Below are 25,177 nucleotides of genomic sequence, written 5' to 3'. Positions count from 1 at the left end.
ATGGGCTTAACGGTGTTAAGTTGTCAAGGTGGCCACGACGAAACTGGACCGCGCCCTGGTGGCGCGCACCGCGCTGGACCTGCTGAACGAGACCGGACTCGAAGGGCTGACCCTGCGCGCCATCGCCCAGCGCCTGGACGTCAAGGCGCCCGCGCTGTACTGGCACTTCAAGGACAAGCAGGCGCTGCTCGACGAGATGGCGACCGAACTGATGCGGCGCATGGCCGAGGACTTCCTTGCCACTCCCGACCCCGACTGGCGGGTGGCGCTCACCGGCTCGATGCGCGGCCTGCGCGCGCACCTGCTGCGCTACCGCGACGGCGCCAAGGTCTACAGCGGCACGCACTTCACGGACACGTCGTACGCCGCGCCCATGGAGGCCCATCTGCGGGTACTCACCGCGGCGGGCTTCACGCCAGGGGCGGCCGCGCGCGCCTGGTTCACCGCGTACAGCTACACCATCGGGTACGTCATCGAGGAGCAGGCCACGGGCCCCGACCCCGCCAGCGGCGAAGGCGGCTACGACCTCGCGGCCCGCGCCGCGCGCCTGGCCGCGTACCCGCTGGCCGCGGCCGCGGGCGAGGAGATGTTCCGCGACCACGACCGCGGCTTCCAGGCGGGACTCGCCGCGGTCGTCGCGGGCATCGGGGCGACGCTCGGGGCTACCGGCTCCGGGTGAGCGCCGTGCGGATCAGCGGGGTAAGGCGCTGCTCCACGAGGCGGTGCAGGAGCCAGGCGAGCAGCAGCATCGCCGCGACGGTCAGGGCGAACGTCGCGTACGAGGGCAGGCCCAGCTTGCGGTGCAGCGCGGCCACCGTCACCCAGCCCAAGTGCTCGTGCACCAGGTAGAAGGGGTACGTCAGCGCCCCCGCCACGGTCAGCCAGCGCCAGTCGGCGCGGTGCAGATAGCCGAGGGCGATCAGGAGCACCGCGGCGAAGCCCGCCGTGACCACCGCGATGATCACGGACGCGGAGCGGTAGGAGAAGAAGTCCGGGTTCGGCGCGTGCCACAGGCCCTTGACCGCGTAGTGCTGGCCGATCAGCCAGCTCACCCCGACGATGCCCCACGCCGTGACGTCGCGGCGGTCGCGGTGCAGCAGGTAGATGCCGATGCCGCCGATGAAGAACGGCGCGTACTCGGGCATCAGGATCAGGTCGAGCAGCGGCTCGTTCGCGGCCTCGGTGATCGCCGCCGCCAGGGTCCAGCCCGCGCAGAAGAGGACCACGCGGGCGCGGGTCGCGCCCGGCATGACCACGCACAGCGCGAAGAGGGCGTAGAAGCGCAGCTCGGCCCAGAGGGTCCAGCACACGCCCAACACCCGGTCGGCGCCCAGCGGTTGCTGGAGCATGGTGAGGTTCACCAGCGCGTCGCTGGGCGAGACGGCGGCGTAGGTGACCACCGGCAGCGCGAAGACCGCCGTCACCAGGACGATCGCCGCCCAGTAGGCGGGCAGCAGGCGCGAGGCCCGGGAGGCGAAGAAGGAGCGCAGCGGGCGGCCCCAGCCGCTCATGCAGATGACGAAGCCGCTGATCACGAAGAAGATCTGGACGCCGAGGCAGCCGTAGGCGAACCACTCGCTCGCCGTCGGGAACTGGTCGGCGGGGGAGCTCCCCCAGGCCTGGGCGATCTCGCCGTCCCGGCCGCCGTAGTGGTAGGCGGCGACCATCAGCGCGGCGATCAGCCGCAGTCCGTCCAGGGCGCGCAGGCGCGGGCGCGCGCGGGCGGGCGCGGAGGCGGCCGGGGGCGTGCCTGAGGTGGTGTCCGCTCCCGGCGCGTGCTTCGGGAGTATGGGGGCCGGAGCGGTCATCCGAGCGCGGTCCTCTTGATGGTGCGCTGCACCGAGCGGGCCCGGCGGGCGACCCGGCGTACCGTCGCGTTGCGCGGGATGAAGGCGAGCTGCGAGGGCAGCGCGCCGGGCAGGGCGAGCGCGGTGAGGCGGCGCCGCTTGAAGTAGCGCCAGGTGCGGGCGTCGAGGTGCGTGGCGAGATGACGCTCGGCGTCGGGGCGCAGGCCCGGATAGATCTGCGGCTGCATCGCGAAGCCGACGGCCTTCAGGAGCTGCGTCAGCTCGGCCACGCCCATGCCCGTGCGCTGCTCGGTGACCGCCGTGCGGTCGGTGAGCTCGGGAAGCAGCGCGTCGACGATGGTGACCGGGACGCGGTTGCTGTTCTGGTAGGGCGCGAGGCGTTCCAGGAGCAGGTCGGTGCCGGTGCGGGCGGCGGGCAGATCGTAGAGCGCGGACGCGGTGAGCAGGGCGGTGGAGAAGCAGCCGACGACGAGCGCGGGCCGCATCCGCTGGTAGAGCACCTCGGCGAGCACCGGCGTGTCCAGGACGGTGAGGTCGACGCCCATCGTCCGCGCCGCCTTCTCCAGGGAGCGCGACCAGCGGGCGGGCGCGGTGGGGTGCGGCTTGAACACCACGCGGGTGTGGCCGAGTTCGGCGGCGCCGCGCACCATGCGGATGTGCAGCTCCTCCTCTTCCTCCGCGGTGAGGATGGAGAGCGCGGAGAGGTACTGGCCGAGGACCAGCGCGGGCGCCTCGATCTCCGGCAACTCCTCCTCGTCCTCGGCCAGTTCACCGAGGACCTTCAGGAACGTCTCGGTCGGTACGACCTCGGGGGGCACGTCGAACTCGGTGAGCAGGAGCGGGGTCAGGCCCGGCACCAGGTCCAGGTGGAGCAGGCGCCGCACGCGCGTGCCGACCAGCGGGTCGATCTTGTTGCGGGTGGGGCCGTAGCTCATCAGGCCGTCGGCGTACACGTCCACGGGTACGCCGGTGAAGATCTGCGCGAGGGCCAGGGCCGGGTTGACCTGGATCGACTCGACGGCCAGCTCGACGTCGTCGTCACCGAGGTCCCAGAGCAGCCGGATGTAGCGCTCCCACAGCACGACGTCGTCGCCGCGCGGGGCCCAGCCACCCGGGTGAAAAGGGGAGATGGCCTCGTTCCAGGAGCGCACCTCGTCGAAGCGGCCGCGCAGCCGCTCGAAGCCCGGCATCTCGTCCAGCGGCGTCGTCGTCTCGGGCGTCGCCGCGTTGTTGCTGACGAGGAGGATCCGCCGGTGGGCCGGGCCGAAGCGGTCGGCGTCCAGGGCGGCGGCGAGCGTCGCGGTGCCGTACAGCGTGGACGCCAGGAAGATCTGCGTCGTACGGGACGCCGGATCGGACGTCGTACGGGGCTGCGCCATTACGCGGCCACCTCCGCCGACACCGGGCGCCTGCGCAGCCTGCGAAGACGGGTCGCCCGTTGTATGTCCATGGAGTCGAGCGCCTCGTCGAGAACGCCCTGCGGCATCCGCTTCAGCGCGGCCGCACTCATTGACTTCAATTTGCGCGCCACGGATGGCTCGAACCTTTCGATGGATCCCAAATGGTGGGAGATGATCGCACAGTAAGTCCGCACGGCCTTGGGCAGGAGTTCGTCCGCGTCCCTGTCCGCCGCGGTTTCCCGCACCACCTGGTCGAATGCCTTGATGAAATCGAGCTGTCGTACGTCGCCGATCTGCGTGAGCGAAGAGGCGACCCCGCGCCGGTAGAACACGCCGAGAAGGCCCACCGCGGCGAAGGATTCGGCCTCGCGGTGCAGCCGCCAGATCCAGGGCCGGTCCTCCGCGGTGCGCAGCCCGTCGGTGAAGTGGAGCAGGCCCGCGTCCGCGAGCCTGCGGTGGTAGATGCCGGCCCACGCGTAGGCGTAGTCGACGGATGTCGAACGGTCGGCGGGCAGGATGACGTCGCGCGGACTGAGCACCTCGCCCCGCCTGCCGTGCGGCACGCGGTGCACGGTGCGGGCCCGCGCGGTGCACTGCACATGGTCGGTGCGCACGAAGTCGCAGCCCAATTCCTCGATGGCGGCCACCAGTTGGGCGAAGTAGCCCGGGGCGAGCCAGTCGTCACCGTCCAGGAAGGTGAGGTACTCGCCGCGCGCCGCGTCGAGGCCCGTGTTGCGGGCGGTCGCCAGGCCGCCGTTCGTCTCGTGTCTGAGATGAACGGCACCGGGGAGTTCGCGCGCGGCACGCTCCAGGATGTCCGGTGTCTCGTCGCGCGAACAGTCGTCGACGAGAATGAATTCGAAGTCGTCACGCGCGTTCGCACGCAGACTCTTCAAGGTGTCGGGCGCGTATTGCTGCACGTTGTAGAACGGCACGATGACGGAGAGCTTAACCACGTGGGTGACGTTAGGTGTCGGCCCGTGATTCAGGTCGACCCGCAGTGGGATGTCAGGTGAACGACGTGTGGCGGAATGGTTAACCAGCCCTCCTGGCGGCCATTTCCGGGGCTGATTCGCCATTCGTCGGCATGCTGTTAACCGTTTGTTGCACCTGAGTTGGGCCGCGAATCGAAATGCCTTCCTAGCGTCTGGGACGTGCAAGGAAGTCATCGAAACCCGCTGCGGGTCGCCGTGCTCGCCGATTCCGATACGCGATGGAAATGGGGCGCTCTCACCGCGAACCGCATCGTATCGGACAATCGGCCGAACGGGCATGGGGCGAACGGGCATGCGCCCGACGAGCATGGGCCGGAGAGCCACCGGCTCAGTGGTTACCTGCTCCGCGGCCGGGCCACCCCCACCCCCCGCCAGCTCGAAGAGGTGGGAGTGCGCGCGGACTCGCTGCGCGAGGTCACCGCCGTCGAGTTCCTGCGGGAGATGGAGCGCGACGCGCCCGACGTGATCGTGCTCGCCCTGGTGGGCGGCGCGGTCCAGGCGGTCCTGCACGGTCTCGCCCGGGTCATAGAGGACGCCCGCCTGACCGGCGGCGCGGGCAATCGGCCCGTCGTCGTCACCGGCTACGTCGGCGTCGTCTACGAGAAGCTCGCGGACGGCCTCCTGCTGCGGCACGGCGCGGACGTCGTCCTCGCCAACTCCCGCCAGGACGCGGACCGTTTCCGCGCCGTGTACGAGGGGGTGGGCGCCGACGCGTCCGCGGTGACGGAAGCCGCACTGCCGTTCCTCGGCGGGGAGCCGTACGAGAAGCACGACCCCTACACCGTCGTCTTCGCCGCCCAGCCCTCCGTGCCCGAGAGCGCGGCCCAGCGCACCTACCTCCTGCGCCGCCTGGTCGAACACGCCAGGCTGCACCCCGACCGCGAGGTGCTGCTCAAGCTGCGCAGCAGGCCGGGCGAGCACACCACGCACATCGAGGAGCTGCCCTACCAGAAGCTGGCGCAGCGCGTCGAGGGCGGGCTGCCCGCCAACTGCCGCCTCGTCTACGGGCACATGGGCGAGGTGCTCGACCGCACCGACCTGCTCGTCACCGTCTCCTCCACGGCGGCCCTGGAGTCCCTGCACCGCCGCGTCCCCACCGCCGTCCTCACCGACCTCGGGGTCCGCGAAGCACTCGGCAACCACCACTTCACCGGCTCCGGCTGCCTCACCTCCTGGGACGGGCTCGACGCGGGCGACCTGCCCGAGCCCGACGAGCGGTGGCTGGCCAGGCAGGGCGTCGCCGCCGACGGAAGCTACGAGCGGGCCTTCGACGGGGCGCGCGAGCGGGTCACCGAGCTGCTCGCCGACGCGGCCGCCGGTCAACTCCCGCCCCTGGCGCCGTACTACGACCTCACCACCGCCCGTGGCTACCTGCCCGCCATCCTCGCCCGCCACCACCTCGGCCCGGACGGCGCACCGCTGCCGGGCGCGCCCGCGGCCGACAAGGACCCGGGTCCCGTACGGCAGATCGTGCGCCGCGCGGCCCGCGGCGCCTACCGCCACGGAGTGCAGCGCGTGGCGCCCGTCATCCGGCGGATGGGCGAGCTGTGAGCCCCGCGGGCACCACCGGCGCCGTCACCCCCCACCACCCCTCCTCGGCCGACCCCTCAGGAGCCGCCATGTCCCTCCCCGACCCAGCGGGCACGCAGGTGCGCCGCGTCCTCGCCGTCATCCCCGCCCGCGGCGGGTCCAAGGGCGTGCCCGCCAAGAACCTCGCCCCGGTCGGCGGCGTGCCCCTGGTGGCCAGAGCCATCCGCGAATGCCGGGCCTCCCGCCTGGTCACCGACGTCGTCGTCTCCACCGACGACCACGTGATCGCCGAGGCCGCCCGCGCCGCGGGCGCCGAAGTGGTCCTGCGTCCCGCCGCGATCGCCGGTGACACCGCGACCAGCGAGGCCGCCGTCCTGCACGCCATGGACGCCCACGAGGCCCTGCACGGCGCCGCCGTGGACGTCGTCCTGCTCGTGCAGTGCACCAGCCCCTTCCTCACCCGCGAGGACATCGACGGGGTGGCCGCCGCGGTCGTCGAGAACGGCGCGGACACCGCCGTCACCGTCGCCCCCTTCCACGGCTTCATCTGGCGCGACGCCGCCGACGACGCCACGGAAGGATCCGCCGAGGTCACCGCGCAGCGCACGGACGCCGTCGGCGGCACCGCCACGCTCGCCAACTCCACCCGTACGCGCGGCGGTTACGGCGTCAACCACGACAAGTCCTTCCGGCCGCGCCGCCAGGACCGCCCCCAGGACCTCCTGGAGACCGGCGCCGCCTACGCGATGGACGCGACGGGCTTCCGCGCCGAGAAGCACCGCTTCTTCGGCCACACCGAGCCCGTGCGCACCGACCCCGCCCGGGTCCTGGAGGTCGACGACCCGCACGACCTCGCCCGCGCCCGCGCGCTCGCCCCGCTCTTCGACGCGGCCCGTCCAGGAGACGAGGCCGCCCTCCCGACCGCCGCCGACATCGACGCGGTCGTCCTCGACTTCGACGGCACCCAGACCGACGACAGGGTGCTGATCGACTCCGACGGACGGGAGTTCGTCTCCGTGCACCGCGGGGACGGCCTCGGCATCGCGGCCCTCCGCAGGAGCGGCCTGAACATGCTGATCCTGTCCACGGAACAGAACCCGGTCGTCGCCGCGCGCGCGAAGAAGCTCAAGCTTCCCGTCCTGCACGGCATCGACAGGAAAGACCTCGCACTGAAGCAGTGGTGCGAGGAGCAGGGCATCGCTCCCGAGCGCGTGCTCTACGTCGGCAACGACGTCAACGACCTCCCGTGCTTCGCCCTCGTGGGCTGGCCCGTGGCGGTCGCCAGCGCCCATGACGTCGTGCGCGGCGCGGCCCGCGCGGTCACCACCGTCCCCGGCGGTGAAGGCGCGATCCGAGAGATCGCCAGCTGGATCCTCGGCCCCTCTCTCGACTCCCTCCACAGTTAAGGACTGTTCTGCCATGAGCACCATCAGCCCCGTCACCACCATCGGCGCCAACTCCCGTCTCCGTCAGTTCGGTTCGAAGACGGCTGGCCCCGGTCAGCCCGTGTACATCACCGGTGAGATCGGCATCAACCACAACGGTGACCTGGAGAACGCCTTCGCGCTCATCGACGTGGCCGCCGAGGCCGGCTGCGACGCGGTCAAGTTCCAGAAGCGCACCCCGGAGATCTGCACCCCGCGCGACCAGTGGGACATCGAGCGCGACACCCCCTGGGGCCGCATGACCTACATCGACTACCGCCACCGCGTGGAGTTCGGCGAGGCCGAGTACCAGGCGATCAGCGAGCACTGCGCCAAGCGCGGCATCGACTGGTTCGCGTCGCCGTGGGACACCGAGGCCGTCGCCTTCCTGGAGAAGTTCGACCTGCCCGCCCACAAGGTCGCCTCCGCCTCGCTCACCGACGACGAGCTGCTCCGCGCCCTGCGCGCCACCGGCCGCACGGTCATCCTCTCCACCGGCATGTCGACGCCGAAGCAGATCCGCCACGCGGTCGAGGTCCTCGGCTCGGACAACATCCTGATGTGCCACGCCACGTCGACGTACCCGGCGCAGGCCGAGGAGCTCAACCTCCGCGTCATCAACACCCTCCAGGCCGAGTACCCGAACGTCCCGATCGGCTACTCCGGCCACGAGACCGGCCTGCAGACCACCCTGGCCGCGGTCGCCCTCGGCGCCACCTTCGTCGAGCGCCACATCACCCTCGACCGCGCCATGTGGGGCTCCGACCAGGCCGCCTCCGTCGAGCCGCAGGGCCTGACCCGCCTGGTCCGCGACATCCGCACCATCGAGGCCTCCCTCGGTGACGGCGTCAAGAAGGTCTACGAGTCGGAGCTCGGCCCGATGAAGAAGCTGCGCCGCGTCGCGGGCGTCGTCGCCGAGAGCGAGTCGGCCGAGACCGAGCCGGTCGCCGTCTGAGCACGCGGCCCGCTTTAACCGGATACGGATTAACGGGATACGGACATACGACGATGAGCCCCCGAGTCGGCCGAGCCGCCGATGCCACCGGCACCACCGCTCCCTCCACGCTCGCCTTCGTGGAGAGCCCTGTTCAGCTTCTGAACGTCCTGGAGTGGGCGCATGCCGCGGCCGCGACAGGCCCGACCGGGGGACTCACCGTCGTCGTCCTCTCCCCGAACGACCCGATGACACGTGGCCAGCTGCGGCGCATGGCCCAGCTGGCCCGCGACGAGGGCGTCGAAGTCCGCTGGGAGGAGGCGCGCGGTGGCACCGCGGCCCCCTTCCACACCATCGGCGGCCTCGCGGGACCGCTGCGCAGGGCCGACCGGATAGTGATCGGCGACCCCTTCTCGCGCTATGTACAGCTGCTGCTCACGATCACCCGCGCCCGCTCCCTGGTCGTCGTGGACGACGGCACGGCCACGATGGAGTTCATCGCCCAACTCGCCCGCGGCGAACGCCTGGTGCGCTGGCACCGCAAGGGCGGCAGACCCGGCCCCCGCGACCTGGTCTTCGCCCCGGTGTCGGCCACGGCGCGGCGCCGCCTCACCCCCGGCGGGGCGCGCAGCGTGGAGGTCTTCTCCGCGATGCCCATCGACCAGGCACCGGACGGCGTGACGCTCTCCGTCAACGCCTTCGCCTGGACCCGGGAACGCTTCGGCCCGCCCCGCATCACCCGGGGCGCCGACCTCGTCGGCACCTCCCTGGTGGAGACCGGCGTGGTCGACCCCGACCGCTACGTGGAGGCGGTCCGCGCGCTCTCGCACACGCACGGCGCGACGCGTTACTTCGCGCACCGCCGCGAGAGCGCCGAGAAGCTCCACCGCCTCGCGGTCGAGACGGGCCTCCAGGTCGTACGCCCCGACCTGCCCCTGGAACTGATCGCACGACGCGGACCGATCGGCCGTACGATCCTCAGCTTCCCCTCGACGGTCGTGCACACCCTCCCGCTCGCCCTCGCGGGCACCGAGGTGAAGGTGGCGGTCTGCGACATCGACCCGGCCTGGCTGACCGAGACGGCGTCCCCGCGCGCCCAGGGCTTCCTGTCCGGGGTGACGGGGACGGCACGGGACGTGCACCGGCTGACGTCGGTACGGCATGCGGCACCTGCCTGAGGCCCGGTCATGGGCCGGGGTTCCTCAGACCCCGGTCCGCAGGTAGCTCCACGTGTTGGGGCCGACGATGCCGTCGTCGTTCAGGTGCCAGGAGCGCTGGAACTTCTGCACGGCCGAGCGGGTGTCCTTGCCGAACTTGCCGTCGATCCCGTCGGGTCCGATGCCGATGCCCCTGAAGCGGAGCAGCGCCTGGATCTCCTTGACCTGCCTGCCGCTGTCGCCGTAGTCGCTGTAGACGTTCCTGGTGTCGTAGCCGCAGTAGAAGCCGACGTTGGTGCGCCACGAGCAGCTCGCCGAGACGGACGGCGCGGCGGGCGAGGGCTCGGCCGCCGACGCGGTGGCGGCCGCCCCGGTCGCGGCGGTCGCGGCGAGGATCCCCGCGGCCAGGACGGTCGCTGCCTTGCGGTGGTGGGTCATGGGTGCTCCCGAGAAGAGGAAGGGGCGGCGCTCCCGTGCGCCGCCCGGACCCGGTGCACGCTAGGTCCGGGGCCCGCCGTTCCGCGTCCAACGGGAGGGGGACTCCCGGGTGCACCCACGGTTGCGGCGGGGTCAACCCCTGCCGTAGTTCCCCCAAGGCATCAACCCCGCGCGGTACGCGCGAGAAGGCGCGGCTGCCACCCCTGTGGTTCTCGGACAGCGACACCACGCCGTCCTGGAAAGGGTCCCCGTCCGGGAACGTCCCTCAGCGCCGTTCCGGGCAGAGTGTGTCCGGCGCCGCGTTGTTGGGCGTGCACGTCACCAGGGCCAAAGACAGGTAGGACTGTCCGTTCAGGTAGTGGCCGAGCGACACGTCGCCACCCCATCCCAGACGATCGGCTGCCGCCGCCACATGCACCGCCAGCCGCGTCGTGTCTCGATCCTGCTCGGAGGCGAACCGCGGAGCGTACTCGGCGAGCTGAAGCCCCAGCCACTCGGCGGCCGGCTTCGGATCCTTCCACGTGCCCCGGATGAGCTTCGACGGCTTCATCAACCAGTGAGCAGTCTCGATAGGTGGTAGGCCGGTCACGGGAAACTCGGCCACGACTTGCCGGTAACGGGCGGCTAGCCGCAGACCGTCCTTGTCGTCCTCACCTGCTGGCGGTGGCGGCGGATCGGGGTACGGCGGCCGTCTCAACGCGTCCTCGTCGAAGTGCGCTTTAGGGCCGGTCCACAGATAGGCGTGGATGTGCAACGGACGTCCCACCTTGAGGAGATACGGAAGCGGCCCCCAACCCACGGGGGACGGGTCGAGAGCCGCTTTCGGGGAGTGCCGTAGATCAGGCGGAGAGTCCGAAGCGCGCCGGGTCGATACCGGCCGCGTCCAGTTCCTCAGTGGTGAACCTCAGGGGCTCCGCATGAGGCCGCTTGCTGTCGCTCAGAGCCCACGCGTTGGGGCCGATCTTCGCGAGCTGCGCGCACGCTTCGCCGTCCGGGTGCGTGTTACCTCCGCACGCCTTGACGAACACGACTCCATCGATAGGCAGGGCGTACAGGTCGGTTCCGGGCATGGTGCACCTTCCTGAGTTCCTGGGATTCCTCTGTTTGGTCGGCATAGGGGCATCATCGGCCGGTCGCGGCAACGGCTCCAGCGTTATTCGCGTTGTCGACTAAAGATCACTTCGACAGGTCGCCGACCACTCCCCGAGCTTCGCCCTGGCCGCATCGTCGAATAGCATCTGCGCTTCGTATCCGGCGAAGTCATCAAGGTAGGTTCGGATATCCCGAGCATCGCGGAACACTATCGACCCCGTGGTTAGCTCCGCTGTCACCATTCGGTCGTCATAGGCTGTGAATGTGTTCAATGGCGTGCCAGGCAGAAACGTCCCTACAGGGATGACTCCGAGCCGTACATTAGGCAGGTACGTCAGGGATGCCAGATGGTCAAGTTGCATGGCCATAGCGTGGCGCTTGATGAGTGGGAAGCGTGCAGCCTGTTCAGTGATCAGGAAAGTGAACCGTTTCGATGCGTCGTGAAGTACCTGCTGTCGTTCCAGCTTGCCCGCCACGGCCTTGCTTGTATCGGCTGGTGAATGCGAGAGGCTGGCCCGCGCGTAGTCAGGGGTGGCAAGTAGGCCGGTAATCATCGACAGCAGGAAGTACCGCATATGCACCGAGGAGGCTTCGAGTGCCTTCAACTCGGCTTGCCGGGAACCGAGACCGGTGCGGCGCAGGCTTCGCAGGTCGCGCCACTGCGTGTTGGCCAGCCTCGCTAAGGTCATGATGCGGTCTGCGGCTTCTGGTGATGCGTCTGTCGCCCTAAGCCACTGTTCTACGTCCACGAGGGACGGCTGCGCCTTGGCGTTCTCGATCCGGCTTACCTTGGATTGGGACACGTTCATGCGCTTGGCGAGCCGGTCCCCGGAGAGACCGGCCCCTTTGCGCAGTCCTTTCAGTAAGACCGCCAACTCTTCCGTTGACTGGCCTAGCTGCTCAGGCCCAAACGTCACCCGCTCACGTACTCCCGAAATGGGACCGACTCGGCTACCGCAATCCGCTGGTATTCGATGAACGGCGCAGGGTCGCTTTCGTGCAGTTCCCGGCTGATCTGCCTGCCGTCGGGCTCATAGTTCATGAGCACCACTGTGGAGCGGTCGAACATCCAGAAGTCTTGGATGCCCGCCAACGGGTTGACTCGGTCGGTCACATCGAGGATGCGGATATCCTCGCCGGCCGTTGCGTGTGGCTCGTAGTAGCGAGCGAACTCAAACCGCAGGTACTCAGAGAGTGGGCGCGTAAGGACATGTACGCGCCCGTTCGCCTTCCCCTCGGCAAGCTGCCTTTTAATCCGGTCGGTATAGGTCGACGTGTAGGCATGCGGATCGATGCGCTTGCCGTCCTTGAAAGCCTGGATCTCTTCGGCCTCCTGCGGCATGAGGTACTGCGGCAGTGTTTCGAGCCGCCACGCTTGCGTGTGGAAGTCGCGGAACATTGCCTGCCACTCGTCACCATCCAAGAGCACGTACGGCCTCCCGCAAGACCTCTTCGGGGATCTCAACAAGCCCTTCCCCGGTAGGCGGAGTGAAAGCCCGCGATACGTCGCCTTGGACGATGAGGGAGCCACTAGTGGTGCGATAGACGTTGGGGCAGTCCTCTTCACCGCACTCCCCGCTGCCGTTGCCGGTAAGCCGGGTCAGTTCCTCGCGTGCCATGCGAAACCCCCATGCCGGAGCCCTGGTTGGGCCTGTTGGCCATGACGGTACGGAGCCCCGGCTGGGCCGTCTATGCGTGGACGCGACTATGCGCGTTGCCGCATAAATTGACTCGTCCGGCAGGTCAAGGGTGCGAGGCGCCGCAGCACTGGCATGAAGCTGATGCCCGAGTGGAGGGTCCAAGTCCCCCCTGGGCACCAACGAAGATCCCGGTTCCCGAGGTCAGAGGCGCGTGTTCTTGACAGCGCGTATGAGGGTGCCGAGTTGGGCGCGAGACGTGCTGAGGATGGCCTCTGGCTCGTCGCTTTCGCGGAGGCGGATCGTTCCGTCGGGGGCGGTGGCGATGTTGACGCAGGAGGAGGCCTCCGAGCTGTACGTGGACTTCTGCCAAGCGAGTTCGGGCATCGTGTCGGGTCCTTCACTTCTGGGTGGCGGCTGCCTGGGCGATCAGTTCTCGGGACTCTTCGGCTGGGAGTGCCAGCTTCTCCAAGCGGTCGAGGACTGTGGTGTAGCGCTCCAACTGGGCTGCTGCATCCAGGAATTCACTCCCATGCTCGGTGTCCAGCTGGACCGTGTCGAGGTGAGTGACAGGCCCGTGGGCGTAGTCGATGCCTTGCCCTGAGCCGGGGAAGGCGCCCCGGCCGAAGGGGATGACGAGTACGGAGATGTGGGCCCGTCGGCCCATTTCCACGAGGTGGTTGAGCTGTTCTGCTGCGACGGCCGGTCCTCCGACCCGCATGTGGAGCGCCGCTTCGTGGATCAGGGCGGTGTACGGGAGCGGAGTGCCCCGGTGTAGTACTGCTTGGCGCTTGATCCGGTACGACATCAGGTGCTCGATCTCGTGAGGGAGGCGAGGCGGTACGGCGTCTGCGAACAGCGCACGGGCGTGCTGTGCCGTCTGCAGCAGCCCGGGGATGTGCAAGGCCTGCGCGACACGCAGTGCGTCGGCGTGGTGTTCGAGCTCGGCGAGATCCAGCATGCCGTTCGGCAGGTTCCCCCGGTACTCCTCCCACCACCCGCGTGTGCGGCCCCCTGTCATGCCGACGAGGGCGCCGACCAGAGCCTCGTCCGAACAGGCGTAGTTGCGGGCGATCACGCGGACGCGGTCGGCGCCCACCGCGTACCGGCCTGCCTCGATATTGCTGATGCGTGACTGGTTGACACCCAGCAGGGCGGCCGCCCGCACGGTGGAGAGCCCGGCCCGCTCGCGCAGCTTTCGCAGCTCAGCGCCCAGGCGCTGCTGACGGAGCGTGGGGGTCTTGCTGGGGGGCATTCAGTTCCCTTCGGGCCCGGAACGGGGGAGGCGTGTCACCCACAGGAGCGGCTATGGCCTCCCTTACTCCGTATCGATGGAATATAGGCCACTCGTGAGCCTACGGTGTCACTCGACCCGCTCAACTGCCCAGCCCCGCAAGCCGGAAGCGCACCGCGTCCAAGAGGCGCGGCATGCCACCGCCCGGCAGGGCCAGCGAGCGAACCGAACTCCGCCCCCAAGGAGGCGACATGGCAACCGTATCCCCGCCCCACACCTGGTCGTACGCCCTTCACCTGCCCCACGACCCCCGCGCTCCCCGCATCGCCCGCATGACGTCCCGCGCCGTCCTTCCCGCGTACGGACTCGCTGAACTGACAGACGTGGCCGAGCTGTTGACGTCCGAGCTGGTCACCAATGCCTACCGGCACTCCGAGGGCCCCGCCGCCCTGCGCCTGCGCGGCACCGACGACCCGAGCGGGCTGCGGGTCAGCGTGTGGGACACGAACCCGCACATCCCTTCCCCTTTCGACAAGCCACCCGGCCGCCGCGGCCCACTGCGCCCTGTCCCGCACGAGGCGGACAGCGGGCGCGGCCTCGGTCTCGTCGCGCAGTGGGCCCGGGCCTGGGGCGGACACCCCCTGGGGGACGACCTCTTCGGGCGGGGCGGCAAGCTGCTGTGGTTCGAGCTCGGCGTCTGAGGGGCTTCGTCACTGGGGGAGGGGCGGGTGGGTGGGAGAAGACGAGGCCCGGCCGCCCGTGAGCGAGTGGTGGAGCGTGTACCTCCTTACGCCGGGCGCGTCGGCCGCGGCCTTCTCGTGCGCCGCGCCGTCCGTCCACTCCGAGACGACGATCGCGCGCCCGCCGTCCGCCGTCAGGTGAATGTGCGTGGCCAGCAGGCCCGTTGCCGGTGTGGACGCGTTCTCCAGGGTCTCCTGAACCGCCGTCGTCATCGTGATCGCGAAGACGCCGGGGCGGTGCCCCGCGTCGTGCACCACGCTGCGGTGCAGCCGGGTCCGGTTGAGGCCAGGGCGTTCGATCCCCGGCACCAGCGTGTCGACACGGCTGATCACGGCGCCGCGGTAGGCGCGGGCCCACGCCAGGTGGTCCTCGTCGCTCGTCCACTGCGCGTAGTGCAGGAGTCCGGTGCCGTCCGTCGCGACGAAGAGGTGCTGTGCCAGCCGCGCGGGCGGCGCCTCGGCGGCGGCCCACTCCTGGATGACGGCGTCGGCGGCCGCCCGGGTGCGCTCCGGGGTGCCGGTGCGCCACTCGCTGATCAGGACGGTGCCCGCGTCGGGGTGGAGGAGATCGAGAAGATGCGTCATGCCACCCGACGTTCCTCCCTCAACCACAGTTGAGGTCAACCGGACGGAAAAGTCCAAGGCGCCGGTCGTACGGCCGTGGCTATCATCCCCGGATGACGATCACCTACGAGTGGCGAGGCCCCTTCGAGGACGCGGAGGTCAACGTCCTGCACGCGGAGGGGTTCGGGCACCCGGTCCTCGACATCGGCTGGCGGGCGCAGCTGGCACGGCACAGCCTCGGCTGGGTCTGCGCGCGGGACGGCGAACACGGAGACCTCGTCGGCTTCGTCAACGTCGCCTGGGACGGCGGGGTGCACGCCTTCGTCCTGGACACCGCCGTGGCCGCCCGGCACCGGAGGCGGGGGATCGGCACCGGACTCGTCGCCCGCGCCGTCGAAGGCGCGCGCGAGCAGCGCTGCGAGTGGCTGCACGTCGACTTCGACGACGAACTGCGCGGCTTCTACTTCGACGCCTGCGGCTTCCGCGGGACGGCGGCGGGGCTCATCGCGCTGTGAGGCCGGGTGGGTCACCAGTGCCGCCGGGCACGCGCGCCGGCTCCTCCGCCGGGCTGGCTGCCGCCGCGCATCTCTGGTGAGGGCGACCTCCGGGCCGCCGCCCTTCGCCTACCGCGGCCGCGCGATCACATGAAACGCGCTGCCCAGCGGATCGGTGAGCCGCGCCATCCGGCCGTACGGCGTGTCCGACGGTGCCTCGGCCGCGCCGCCCGCCTCCGTCGCGCGGGCGGCCACCGCGTCCGTGTCCGCCACTTCGAACGTCGTCTCCCAGCGGGACGACGGCGCCCCCGGGACGCCGAAGACGCCGCCGATCTCGTGGCCGTCCGGGCGCCGCAGGAACGTGAAGTCGAAGTCCGGCAGGTCCTTGTTCCCGTCCAGGGTGTAGGAGAAGACCGCCGCGTAGAAGGTCCTCGCGCGCTCCGCCTCCGGCGTCGACAGGTCGTTGCGGACCAGGGTGCCCGGCTCGTTCACCAACTCGCAGCCGAGCAGGTCCCGGCCCTGCCAGAGCCCGAACTCGGCGCCCACCGGGTCGAGGAGCACGGCCGTGCGGCCCAGCGTGCCGATGTCGTCCGGGCCCCGCGTCACCGTCGCGCCCGCCGCCACGGCGCGCCCCGCCACCGCGTCGCAGTCGTCGGCGGCGAAGTACATCCGCCAGGCGCCGAGGCGGTCCGCGCCCTCGGATACCGTCCGCAGCCCCGCGACCGGGCGGCCGCGCAGCAGGCAGGTGATCCCGTGGCCCGCGTCGGCGCGGAACTCCCAGCCGAACACCGCTCCGTAGAATTCCGCCGCGCGCTCGGCCTCGGCTCCTTCGGTGACGTCGAGGTCGGTCCACGTGGGCGTGGACTCGGGCTGGTTCCTGGTGACGAGGCTCATCGGTACCACCGTTCTCGTTCCGAGGGGTGCGGTCGGGTGTCGCCGACGGTAGGACCCAAGTAGGACAGATACTGTCCTAGAAGTGCGACGCGCGGCCCGCCGCGCCCCGCCGGGCGCACTCGCGCCCCCGCTCACCACCGTGACACTGGCCTAAGACACCGGCCTATTACAGGTCCCGAACGCCATCCGCATCCTTCGCGACGGCCTAAAAGTTTACCCACCGCGACCAACACCCATGCGCCACGCGGCCACGAATTCTTCCCCTATCGGGCTGAACTTTTGTTGATCGTGGGTCAGTTGGCCCCCACGTCGCCCTACCCTTCACAGGGTGAACCAATTGATGTCCCGCGAGTCCGAAGCCGAGCCGGGATCCGAGTCCGCTCCCGCGGAAGCACTGCCCGGTGCGCTGCCCGAAGCGCTGCGCGCCGAACTCGTCGCCTTCCGCCGCGACTTGCACATGCACCCCGAGCTGGGCAACCAGGAGTTCCGTACCACCGCGGCCCTCAAGGCCCGGCTTGAGGACGCGGGGCTCAAGCCCCGCGTCCTCGCCATCGGTACGGGGCTGATCTGCGACATCGGAGAGTGGGACGGCGCCAGGCCCATGCTCGCGCTGCGCGCCGACATCGACGCGCTGCCCATCCCCGACACCAAGCTGGGCGTCCCGTACCGCTCGACGGTGCCCGACCGCGCCCACGCCTGCGGACATGACGTGCACACCACCGTCGTACTCGGCGCGGGACTCGTCCTCGCCGACCTTGCCGCCCGCGGCCAACTGCCCCGCCCCGTCCGGCTGATCTTCCAGCCCGCCGAGGAGGTCCTGCCGGGCGGCGCGCCCGACGCCATCGAGTCGGGTGTCCTCGACGGCGTCGGCCGGATCATCGGGGTGCACTGCGACCCCCGCGTCGACGCGGGCCGCATCGGCCTGCGGCACGGCCCCATCACCTCCGCCTGCGACCGCCTCGAAGTCGCGCTCGACGGCCCCGGCGGGCACACCGCGCGCCCGCACCTCACCACCGACCTCGTGACCGCGGCCGCCAAGGTCGCCACCGAGGTGCCCGCCCTGGTCGCCCGGCGCATCGACGCCCGCTCCGGCCTCTCGGTGACCTGGGGCCGCATCGAGTCGGGGCACGCGTGCAACGTGATCCCGCAGCACGCCGAGCTCTCCGGGACAGTGCGCTGCCTGGACCTCAAGGCCTGGCGGCAGGCGCCCGACCTGGTGCACGGCGCCATCCAGGAGGTCGCCGAGCTCTACCGGGCCAAGTCCGAGATCAACTACATCCGCGGAGTGCCGCCCGTGGTCAACGACCCGGTCGTCACCGACCTGCTGCGCGACGCCATGACCGGGCGGCGCGGACCGCTCTCCGTCGAGGACACCGAACAGAGCCTCGGCGGCGAGGACTTCTCCTGGTACCTGGAGCACGTGCCGGGCGCCATGGCCCGGCTCGGCGTCCGCAAGCCGGGCGAGCGCGTCGTCCGCGACCTCCACCAGGGCGACTTCGACGCCGACGAGTCGGCCATCACGGTCGGCGTGGAACTCTTCACCGCAGCGGCGCTGCTCGACGCGGACCGGGAGTGAGCCTCCCCCGGGACGAAGACCGCAACGAAGAAGTGCACGCGTAGGTACACGAATAGGTAACGGCCGCGCGAAACCCCGTTCCCCTCCCTTTCTACGCGCGTTACTGTGCGCCGAAATCAGCGCCGTCAACGGTGCGTTGGGGAACGTAAGGAGTACGTCCTATGCGTCGTGTATCGAAACTTTCCCAAGTGGCCGTGGCGGTGGCGAGCCTCGCCCTCGCGGCCTCCGCGTGCGGCAAGACCAGCGACGAGGCGTCGAAGGACGACGGCAAGGACAAGGGGTCCGCCGGGTCGTCGAAGTACGAGGGCAAGGGCATCGGCCTCGCCTACGACATCGGCGGAAAGGGCGACCAGTCCTTCAACGACGCCGCCTACGCGGGCTACTCGAAGGCCCGCAAGGAATTCAAGATCGGCGGCGTGGACATGGAGCCGGGCGACGGCGAGTCGAGCGCCGACAAGGTCCAGCGGCTCGAACAGCTCGCCCGGCAGGGCTACGACCCGGTGGTCGGCGTCGGCTTCGTCTACGCGCCCGCCGTGCAGGCCGCCGCGGAGAAGTACCCCGACACCACGTTCGGGATCATCGACGACAACACCGTGAAGGCGGACAACGTCGTCGACCTCGTCTTCCACGAGGAGCAGGGCTCCTATCTCGCCGGGGTCGCCGCGGCCAAGGTCACCAAGGTCAAGCACGTCGGCTTCGTGGGCGGCGTGGACATCCCGCTCATCCACAAGTTCGAGGCGGGCTTCGTCCAGGGCGTGAAGTCCGTGGACCCGAAGATCGAGATCGAGAAGCGCTATCTGACCGAGAAGCCCGAGGAGGGCGGCTTCTCCAGCCCCGACAAGGGACAGAACGCGGCGAGCGGTCAGATCGAGGCGGGCGCCGACGTGATCTACCACGCCGCCGGGCTCTCCGGGCAGGGCGTCATCCAGGAGGCGGGCTCGCAGAAGAAGTGGGCGATCGGTGTCGACTCCGACCAGTACAAGCAGAAGGCCCTTGCCAAGTACAAGGACTACATCCTCGGCTCGGCGACCAAGGACGTCGGCGGCGCGGTCTACGACCTGACGAAGTCGGTCGTCGAGGGCAAGCCGATGAAGGGCGAGCAGCGCTACGACCTGAAGTCGGGCCGCGTCGGGTTCGCCGACTCGAATCCGAAGTACACGGCGATGAAGGACGTCGTCGCCGCCGTGGAGAAGGCCAAGGAAGACATCATCAGCGGCAAGGTCAAGGTCAAGATCGCGCCGTAGCGCGCGGCACGGAGACGTTTTACGTAGTACGTACTGCGGCGCTTGGGCGCTCCCGCGAAGGGGGCGCCCACCCGGCGTTCGGGCACCGGACATCTGGTGGCCACAGCTCGATAACGGACCGGACAGAAGGGTTCTTATGTCAGGTCTACGCGCGTTACGCTGCGGCGAAATCGGCGCCAGGAGGCGCTCGTACGTGCTTGTGCTTGCTTGTACTAAGGAGTTCGTCTCTATGCGCCGGGTGTCTCGAATAGCTGTCGCGGGCGCCGCGACCGCCGCCCTCGCCGTCTCCGTCTCTGCCTGCGGTGGCACGTCAAGCGACGCCGCCGCCAGCAAGGACGACAAGAACAAGGGCGTCGCCATCGCCTACGACGTCGGCGGCGCCGGCGACCAGTCCTTCAACGACGCGGCGACCGAGGGCATGAAGAAGGCCGCCGCCGAGTTCAAGACCGGCGAGAAGGCCGTCGAGCCGGTCGACGGCGAGTCGGACGCCGACAAGGCGCAGCGCCTCACCCAGCTCGCGAAGCAGGGCTACAACCCGGTCATCGGGGTCGGCTACGCCTACGCCCCGGCGATCAAGGAGGTCGCCGCGAAGTTCCCGAAGGTCTCCTTCGGCATCGTCGACGACGAGACCGTCAAGGCGAAGAACGTCTCCGACCTGGTCTTCAGCGAGCAGGAGGCGTCCTACCTGGCAGGCGTCACCGCCGCCAAGGTCACCAAGTCCAAGACCGTCGGCTTCGTGGGCGGCGTGGACGTGCCGCTCATCCACAAGTTCGAGGCGGGCTTCGTCCAGGGCGTCAAGGACACGAACCCCAAGGTCAAGGTCGTCAAGCAGTACCTGACGGAGAAGGCCGAGGACGGCGGGTTCACCAGCCCCGACAAGGGCAAGACCGCCACCCAGGGCCACATCGAGAAGGGCGCCGACGTGGTCTACCACGCCGCGGGCCTCTCCGGTCAGGGCGTCATCGAGGCCGCCGCCGCCAAGAAGGTCTGGGCGATCGGCGTCGACTCCGACCAGTACAAGCAGGACGCGCTCGCCAAGTACAAGAAGTACATCCTGACCTCGGCGACCAAGGACGTCGCGGGCTCGGTCTACAACCTGGCGAAGGCCGTCGAGGACGGCAACGCCAAGGGCGGCGTCGTCCGCGCCGACCTCGCCTCCGGCGGTGTCGCGCTGACCGACTCGAACCCCGAGTTCAAGAAGATGACCGATGTCCAGGCCGCCGTGAAGAAGGCCGAAGAGGGCATCAAGAGCGGCAAGATCAAGGTCAAGGCCAAGCCGTAACGGCACACAGGCTGCCGTAACAGCAGCGTGATTCTTGTGCGACGGGGTGTGGGGGACGATGGTTCACCCGCGCCCCTTTCGCGCGGAACACACCTCAACTTCCTCCCACACCAGGGAAGTTGCCCAAAAGCAGGGGCACTGCGCGCGTAGGCGGCCCCTTTCCCTCAGGCCCTTCAAGGCCTTTCGGCCTCCGAGGAGAGTGCGCCATCGACGCGTCCACCAGCCCTCCGCCCACCGGCAAGGCACCAACCGCCGCCGGTGGCACCGCCGTTGAGCTCAGCGGCATCACCAAGCGTTTCCCGGGCGTCGTGGCCAACCACGACATCCACCTGACCGTCCGCAAGGGCACCGTGCACGCCCTCGTCGGCGAGAACGGCGCGGGCAAATCGACCCTGATGAAGATCCTCTACGGCATGCAGAAGCCGGACGAGGGCACCATCACCGTCGACGGCGAGCAGGTCTCCTTCTCCAGCCCCGCCGACGCGATCGTCCGCGGCATCGGCATGGTGCACCAGCACTTCATGCTCGCCGACCAGTTGACGGTCCTGGAGAACATCGTCCTCGGCAGCGAGAAGCTGCACGGCATCGGCGGCGCGGCCCGCCGCAAGATCGCCGAGATCTCCGAGCGGTACGGCCTCGGGGTGCGCCCCGACGCGTACGTCGAGGACCTCGGCGTCGCCGACCGGCAGCGCGTGGAGATCCTCAAGGTCCTCTACCGCGGCGCCACCACACTGATCCTGGACGAGCCGACGGCCGTGCTCGTGCCGCAGGAGGTCGACGCGCTCTTCGACAACCTGCGCGGGCTGAAGTCCGAGGGCCTCTCCGTCATCTTCATCTCGCACAAGCTGGGTGAAGTCCTGTCCGTGGCCGACGACATCACGGTCATCCGGCGCGGCACGACGGTGGGCACGGCGATCCCGTCCGAGACGACGCCCCGCCAGCTCGCCGAGCTGATGGTCGGCAGCGAGCTGCCCACCCCGGAGACGGCGGAGTCGACGGTCACCGACCGTCCCGTGATCGAGGTCGCCGACCTCAGCGTGTACGACAAGGGCATGGTGTCGACCGGCAAGTCGTCGGCGAGCCTGCTCATGGACGAAGTCCAGCGCGGGGAGGTGCGGCGCGTCCTGGACGACGTGTCGTTCACCATCCACGCGGGCGAGGTCATGGGCATCGCCGGTGTCGAGGGCAACGGCCAGACGGAACTCATCGACGCGCTCATCGGCCTGAAGCACGCGGACACCGGTGCCATCCGCTTCCTCGGCGAGGACGTCACAGGACTCCCCACCCGCAAGCGCCGCGAACAAGGCATCGGTTACATCCCCGAGGACCGCCACCGCCACGGCCTCCTCCTGGAGTCGCCGCTGTGGGAGAACCGCATCCTCGGCCACGTCACCGAGAAGCCCAACGCGAAGGGCTTCTGGCTGGACCCCAAGGGCGCCCAGGCCGACACCCGCCGCATCGTCGAGGAGTACGACGTCCGTACGCCCGGCATCGACGTCACCGCGGCCTCCCTGTCCGGCGGCAACCAGCAGAAGCTGATCGTCGGCCGCGAGATGAGCCACAAGCCGCGCTTCCTGATCGCCGCCCACCCCACCCGAGGCGTGGACGTCGGCGCGCAGGCCCAGATCTGGGACCAGATCCGCGAGGCACGGCGCGAGGGCCTCGCGGTCCTGCTGATCTCCGCCGACCTGGACGAGCTGATCGGCCTCTCCGACACCCTCCGCGTGATCTACCGCGGACGGTTCGTGGCGGACGCCGACCCGGCCACCATCACGCCGGAGGAACTGGGTTCGGCGATGACCGGCGCCTCCTCCGGTCACCTGGAACACGTCGAGTCCGGTGACGGCTCCGAGGAGGACGAGACCCGATGAAGAAGTTCGACAAGGAGCGCGTGCTCCTCGCGGTGGCAGGCCCTGTCATCGCCCTCGTCGTGGCCGTGGTGCTCACCTCGGGCGTGCTGCTCGCCTCGGGCAAGAGCCCGATCGAGCCGTACTCCCTGATGTTCGAGCAGGCCACGTACTCCGACGTCCAGGTGCTGATCATCAACCAGGCCGGGATGTACTACCTGGCCGCGCTCGCGGTGGCCATCGGCTTCCGGATGAACCTGTTCAACATCGGTGTGGACGGCCAGTACCGCCTCGCCGCGATGATCACCGCGGTCGTCGGCGCGCACGTCGCGCTGCCCGCCGCGCTGCAGATCCCGCTCCTGATCGTGGTCGCGATGCTCACCGGCGCCTTCTGGTCGGGCATCGCGGGCGTCCTGAAGACCACCCGCGGCGTCAGCGAGGTCGTCGCGACGATCATGCTGAACGCCATCGCGACGAGCGTCATCGGCTACCTCACGCTCACCGAGAACTTCGGCGTCCCGGTCGGCAACAACCAGACCACCGGCGTGATGAAGGAGTCCGGCTGGTTCCCCGGCATCAGCATGGGCGCCTCCGGCGAGATCTACGGCTTCGTGTTCGTCGCGATCCTCGCGGGCGTCCTGTACTGGCTGATCCTCAACCGCACCCGCTTCGGCTTCGACCTGCGCGCCACCGGCGCCTCCGAGTCCGCCGCCGCGGCCAGCGGCGTGAACGCCAAGCGCATGGCGCTCACCGCGATGCTGATCTCGGGCGCGGTCGCGGGCCTCTCCGGCATGCCGATCCTGCTCGGCGACACCCACACGTACAGCCTCAGCTTCCCCTCGGGACTCGGCTTCATCGGCATCGGCATCGCCCTGCTCGGCCGCAACAACCCGGTCGGCATCGCGCTCGCCGCACTGCTCTGGGCCTTCCTCGACAAGGCGTCGCCCGCCCTGGACTACGCGCAGCCGGAGCCGTACGACAAGGAGATCGCGGTGATCATGCAGGGCATCATCGTGATCGCGGTCGTCGTCTCCTACGAGGCGGTGGGCCGCTGGGGTCTGCGCCGCCAGCAGCAGCGCGTGGGTGAGGAACTGGCCGCCGCCGCACGGGCGAACGGCAACGGCAACGGCAACAACGACTCCGTGAAGGAGGTGGCTGCCCGATGAGTACGGCATCCGTGGCCAAGCCCCCGGCCAAGCAGCCCGCGCCGGGCCGCCGCCGCATCTCGCTCCCCGTCCTGATGCTGGTCATCGCGGGCGTCCTGGTACTGACCTCCGCGGTCCGCATCATCACGGGCGCCGACGGCATCACCTCCACCGGACAGATGTCGACGGCCCTCCAGCTCGCCGTGCCGATCGGCCTCGCGGGCCTCGGCGGCCTGTGGGCCGAGCGCGCGGGCGTGGTCAACATCGGTCTCGAAGGCATGCTGATCCTCGGCACCTGGTTCGGCGCGTTCGCCGGATACCAGTGGGGCCCCTGGGTCGGCGTCCTCTTCGGCATCCTCGGCGGCGCGCTCGGCGGTCTGCTGCACGCGATCGTGACGGTCACCTTCAACGTCAACCACATCGTCTCCGGTGTGGCCCTCAACATCCTCGCCCTGGGCGCGACCCGCTACCTCTCCACCTTCGCCTTCGAGGGCGAGGAGGGCGGCACCTCCAAGCAGTCGCCGCCCGTCGACTCGCTCGGCAGCTTCTCCGTGCCGGGCCTTTCCGACTGGCTCTCCGACCTCAACGGCAAGCACTGGTTCCTGGTCTCCGACCTCGCGGGCCTGCTCGGCGGCCTGATCACCAACGTCTCCCCGCTCACCGTGGTCGCCGTCGCGATGATCCCGCTGAGCTGGTGGGTCCTGTGGCGCACCTCGTTCGGCCTGCGCCTGCGCTCCTGCGGCGAGAACCCGATCGCGGCCGAGTCGCTCGGCGTGAACGTCTACAAGTACAAGTACCTGGCCGTGGTCATCTCCGGCGGCCTCGCGGGCCTCGGCGGCGCCTTCCTCTCCCTGGTCGCCTCCAACATCTACCTGGAGGGCCAGACCGGCGGCCGCGGCTACATCGGCCTCGCCGCGATGATCTTCGGCAACTGGATGCCGGGCGGACTCGCGCTCGGCGCGGGCCTGTTCGGTTACACCGACAGCCTGAAGCTCCGGGGTGGCGGCACGAACGTCCACGCGCTGCTCCTCCTCCTCGCGATCCTGCTGGTCATCGGCGCGGTCTACCTCGCCTGGCGCAAGCGCTACGTGCCCGCGGTGATCACCGCGGCCGTCTCCGCGCTGATGTTCCTGTGGTACGGCTTGACCGACGAGGTCCCCAACCAGGTCGTCACGGCCACCCCGTACGTCGTGACCCTGCTGGTCCTCTCGCTCTCCGCCCAGCGGCTGCGGATGCCGAAGGCGGACGGAATGCCCTACCGAAGGGGACAAGGCAAGTGAGCACCACCGCTGTCGACGCCGACTGGGACGCCCTGCGAGAGGCCGCGCGCGAGGCCATGTCCCGTGCGTACGCGCCCTACTCGGGCTTCCCCGTCGGCGCGGCGGCCCTGGTCGACGACGGCCGCACGGTCTCCGGATGCAACGTCGAGAACGCCTCGTACGGCCTCGGCCTGTGCGCCGAATGCGGCCTGGTCTCGCAGCTCCAGCTGACCGGCGGCGGCCGTCTCACGCACTTCACCTGCGTGGACGGCAAGGGCGAGATCCTGATGCCGTGCGGCCGCTGCCGCCAGCTCCTGTACGAGTTCGGGGGCGCGGGTCTCCTCCTGGAGACGTCGTCGGGGGTGCGCACGCTCGGCGACCTGCTGCCGGACGCGTTCGGCCCCGAACGCCTCAACTGAACGTCGGCCCCGCGCCCTTGGGATCTTCCTGATCCCGGTGCGGGGCCACCTTCATCTCCTGGCT

At 69.8% G+C, this 25,177-nt stretch carries 27 protein-coding genes; 14 read left to right on the top strand and 13 right to left on the bottom strand.

Annotated features, from left to right (window positions below):
- Nucleotides 1–28: 28 nt before the first annotated feature.
- Complete coding sequence (locus tag CP970_RS16195) at nt 29–679, top strand: TetR/AcrR family transcriptional regulator C-terminal domain-containing protein (protein WP_055556208.1); 651 nt, start codon at nt 29–31, stop codon at nt 677–679.
- Here the strand turns inward: CP970_RS16195 and CP970_RS16190 are convergent.
- Genes CP970_RS16190 through CP970_RS16180 form a run of 3 tightly spaced genes read right to left on the bottom strand, consistent with a single transcriptional unit; the run spans nt 663 to nt 4,164 of the window.
- Nucleotides 663–1,808, bottom strand: a complete 1,146-nt coding sequence (locus CP970_RS16190; protein WP_079044037.1) for an acyltransferase family protein — start codon at nt 1,806–1,808, stop codon at nt 663–665. The genes CP970_RS16195 and CP970_RS16190 overlap by 17 nt on opposite strands.
- Nucleotides 1,805–3,187, bottom strand: a complete 1,383-nt coding sequence (locus CP970_RS16185) for a polysialyltransferase family glycosyltransferase (protein ID WP_055556206.1) — start codon at nt 3,185–3,187, stop codon at nt 1,805–1,807. Before CP970_RS16185 ends, CP970_RS16190 begins: the two co-directional genes overlap by 4 nt.
- Nucleotides 3,187–4,164 carry a glycosyltransferase family 2 protein gene (locus tag CP970_RS16180; protein ID WP_055556204.1) on the bottom strand — a complete coding sequence of 326 codons (978 nt, stop codon included), beginning with the start codon at nt 4,162–4,164 and terminating at the stop codon, nt 3,187–3,189. The genes CP970_RS16185 and CP970_RS16180 overlap by 1 nt, the downstream gene beginning before the upstream one ends.
- Nucleotides 4,165–4,386: 222 nt before the next feature.
- On the opposite strand from CP970_RS16180, the gene CP970_RS16175 reads away from it, so the two are divergent.
- The 4 genes from CP970_RS16175 to CP970_RS16160 all read left to right on the top strand — a co-directional run bounded on the left by CP970_RS16175 (nt 4,387) and on the right by CP970_RS16160 (nt 9,269).
- Nucleotides 4,387–5,754 (top strand): DUF6716 putative glycosyltransferase, encoded by a 1,368-nt coding sequence (locus tag CP970_RS16175; RefSeq protein ID WP_317987191.1) that lies wholly within the window; start codon nt 4,387–4,389, stop codon nt 5,752–5,754.
- Nucleotides 5,755–5,822: 68 nt separating this feature from the next.
- On the top strand, nt 5,823–7,139 hold the full coding sequence (locus tag CP970_RS16170; protein WP_055546280.1) for an N-acylneuraminate cytidylyltransferase: 1,317 nt from the start codon (nt 5,823–5,825) through the stop codon (nt 7,137–7,139).
- Nucleotides 7,140–7,152: 13 nt separating this feature from the next.
- Nucleotides 7,153–8,112 (top strand): N-acetylneuraminate synthase family protein, encoded by a 960-nt coding sequence (locus CP970_RS16165; RefSeq protein WP_055546281.1) that lies wholly within the window; start codon nt 7,153–7,155, stop codon nt 8,110–8,112.
- A gap of 53 nt (nt 8,113–8,165) precedes the next feature.
- Nucleotides 8,166–9,269, top strand: a complete 1,104-nt coding sequence (locus CP970_RS16160; protein WP_055546283.1) for a hypothetical protein — start codon at nt 8,166–8,168, stop codon at nt 9,267–9,269.
- Between the two features lie 24 nt (nt 9,270–9,293).
- On the opposite strand, the gene CP970_RS16155 is transcribed toward CP970_RS16160, so the two are convergent.
- From CP970_RS16155 to CP970_RS16120, 8 genes are all read right to left on the bottom strand, one after another.
- Complete coding sequence (locus tag CP970_RS16155; RefSeq protein WP_055546285.1) at nt 9,294–9,686, bottom strand: peptidoglycan-binding domain-containing protein; 393 nt, start codon at nt 9,684–9,686, stop codon at nt 9,294–9,296.
- Nucleotides 9,687–9,951: 265 nt separating this feature from the next.
- Nucleotides 9,952–10,440 (bottom strand): hypothetical protein, encoded by a 489-nt coding sequence (locus CP970_RS16150; RefSeq protein ID WP_055546287.1) that lies wholly within the window; start codon nt 10,438–10,440, stop codon nt 9,952–9,954.
- An 85-nt stretch (nt 10,441–10,525) separates the two neighbouring features.
- A complete protein-coding gene (locus CP970_RS16145; protein ID WP_055546289.1) occupies nt 10,526–10,756 on the bottom strand; it encodes a hypothetical protein in 231 nt (76 codons plus the stop codon).
- Nucleotides 10,757–10,855: 99 nt separating this feature from the next.
- Nucleotides 10,856–11,695, bottom strand: a complete 840-nt coding sequence (locus CP970_RS16140; RefSeq protein WP_055546291.1) for a Scr1 family TA system antitoxin-like transcriptional regulator — start codon at nt 11,693–11,695, stop codon at nt 10,856–10,858.
- Nucleotides 11,692–12,207 carry a DUF6879 family protein gene (locus tag CP970_RS16135; protein WP_055546293.1) on the bottom strand — a complete coding sequence of 172 codons (516 nt, stop codon included), beginning with the start codon at nt 12,205–12,207 and terminating at the stop codon, nt 11,692–11,694. Before CP970_RS16135 ends, CP970_RS16140 begins: the two co-directional genes overlap by 4 nt.
- The gene (locus tag CP970_RS44945; RefSeq protein ID WP_079043408.1) at nt 12,191–12,397 is read right to left on the bottom strand and encodes a hypothetical protein; all 207 of its coding nucleotides are present in this window, start codon (nt 12,395–12,397) and stop codon (nt 12,191–12,193) included. The genes CP970_RS16135 and CP970_RS44945 overlap by 17 nt, the downstream gene beginning before the upstream one ends.
- 222 nt (nt 12,398–12,619) lie before the next feature.
- Nucleotides 12,620–12,802 (bottom strand): DUF397 domain-containing protein, encoded by a 183-nt coding sequence (locus CP970_RS16125; RefSeq protein WP_055546295.1) that lies wholly within the window; start codon nt 12,800–12,802, stop codon nt 12,620–12,622.
- 13 nt (nt 12,803–12,815) lie between these two features.
- A complete protein-coding gene (locus CP970_RS16120) occupies nt 12,816–13,670 on the bottom strand; it encodes a helix-turn-helix domain-containing protein (RefSeq protein WP_150493462.1) in 855 nt (284 codons plus the stop codon).
- Nucleotides 13,671–13,900: 230 nt separating this feature from the next.
- On the opposite strand from CP970_RS16120, the gene CP970_RS16115 reads away from it, so the two are divergent.
- Complete coding sequence (locus tag CP970_RS16115; RefSeq protein ID WP_150493460.1) at nt 13,901–14,350, top strand: ATP-binding protein; 450 nt, start codon at nt 13,901–13,903, stop codon at nt 14,348–14,350.
- Between the two features lie 9 nt (nt 14,351–14,359).
- Here the strand turns inward: CP970_RS16115 and CP970_RS16110 are convergent, their stop codons facing one another.
- A complete protein-coding gene (locus CP970_RS16110) occupies nt 14,360–14,974 on the bottom strand; it encodes an antibiotic biosynthesis monooxygenase (protein ID WP_150493458.1) in 615 nt (204 codons plus the stop codon).
- A gap of 92 nt (nt 14,975–15,066) precedes the next feature.
- On the opposite strand from CP970_RS16110, the gene CP970_RS16105 reads away from it, so the two are divergent.
- On the top strand, nt 15,067–15,468 hold the full coding sequence (locus tag CP970_RS16105) for a GNAT family N-acetyltransferase (protein ID WP_055555527.1): 402 nt from the start codon (nt 15,067–15,069) through the stop codon (nt 15,466–15,468).
- Nucleotides 15,469–15,576: 108 nt separating this feature from the next.
- Here the strand turns inward: CP970_RS16105 and CP970_RS16100 are convergent, their stop codons facing one another.
- Nucleotides 15,577–16,341, bottom strand: coding sequence for a VOC family protein (locus CP970_RS16100; protein WP_055555529.1), 765 nt, complete (start codon nt 16,339–16,341; stop codon nt 15,577–15,579).
- A gap of 340 nt (nt 16,342–16,681) precedes the next feature.
- Between CP970_RS16100 and CP970_RS16095 the strand changes: the two genes are divergently transcribed.
- From CP970_RS16095 to CP970_RS16065, 7 genes are all read left to right on the top strand, one after another.
- Entirely contained in the window at nt 16,682–17,917 is a 1,236-nt protein-coding gene (locus CP970_RS16095) for an amidohydrolase (protein ID WP_055555531.1), read from the top strand.
- Between the two features lie 161 nt (nt 17,918–18,078).
- Nucleotides 18,079–19,161 carry a BMP family lipoprotein gene (locus tag CP970_RS16090; protein ID WP_055555534.1) on the top strand — a complete coding sequence of 361 codons (1,083 nt, stop codon included), beginning with the start codon at nt 18,079–18,081 and terminating at the stop codon, nt 19,159–19,161.
- Between the two features lie 229 nt (nt 19,162–19,390).
- Nucleotides 19,391–20,443, top strand: a complete 1,053-nt coding sequence (locus CP970_RS16085; protein WP_055555537.1) for a BMP family lipoprotein — start codon at nt 19,391–19,393, stop codon at nt 20,441–20,443.
- A 206-nt stretch (nt 20,444–20,649) separates the two neighbouring features.
- Nucleotides 20,650–22,314 (top strand): ABC transporter ATP-binding protein, encoded by a 1,665-nt coding sequence (locus tag CP970_RS16080; RefSeq protein ID WP_224059231.1) that lies wholly within the window; start codon nt 20,650–20,652, stop codon nt 22,312–22,314.
- Entirely contained in the window at nt 22,311–23,456 is a 1,146-nt protein-coding gene (locus CP970_RS16075) for an ABC transporter permease (RefSeq protein WP_055555539.1), read from the top strand. The genes CP970_RS16080 and CP970_RS16075 overlap by 4 nt, the downstream gene beginning before the upstream one ends.
- Complete coding sequence (locus tag CP970_RS16070; RefSeq protein WP_150493456.1) at nt 23,453–24,715, top strand: ABC transporter permease; 1,263 nt, start codon at nt 23,453–23,455, stop codon at nt 24,713–24,715. Before CP970_RS16075 ends, CP970_RS16070 begins: the two co-directional genes overlap by 4 nt.
- Nucleotides 24,712–25,113: a cytidine deaminase gene (locus tag CP970_RS16065; protein ID WP_150493454.1), complete on the top strand. Its 402-nt coding sequence runs from the start codon at nt 24,712–24,714 to the stop codon at nt 25,111–25,113. Before CP970_RS16070 ends, CP970_RS16065 begins: the two co-directional genes overlap by 4 nt.
- The last annotated feature ends 64 nt before the right edge of the window (nt 25,114–25,177 follow it).

The sequence above is a fragment of the Streptomyces kanamyceticus genome, from assembly GCF_008704495.1.
Classification (GTDB): Bacteria; Actinomycetota; Actinomycetes; order Streptomycetales; family Streptomycetaceae; genus Streptomyces; species Streptomyces kanamyceticus.
This window is presented reverse-complemented; position numbering and strand designations above follow the sequence as displayed.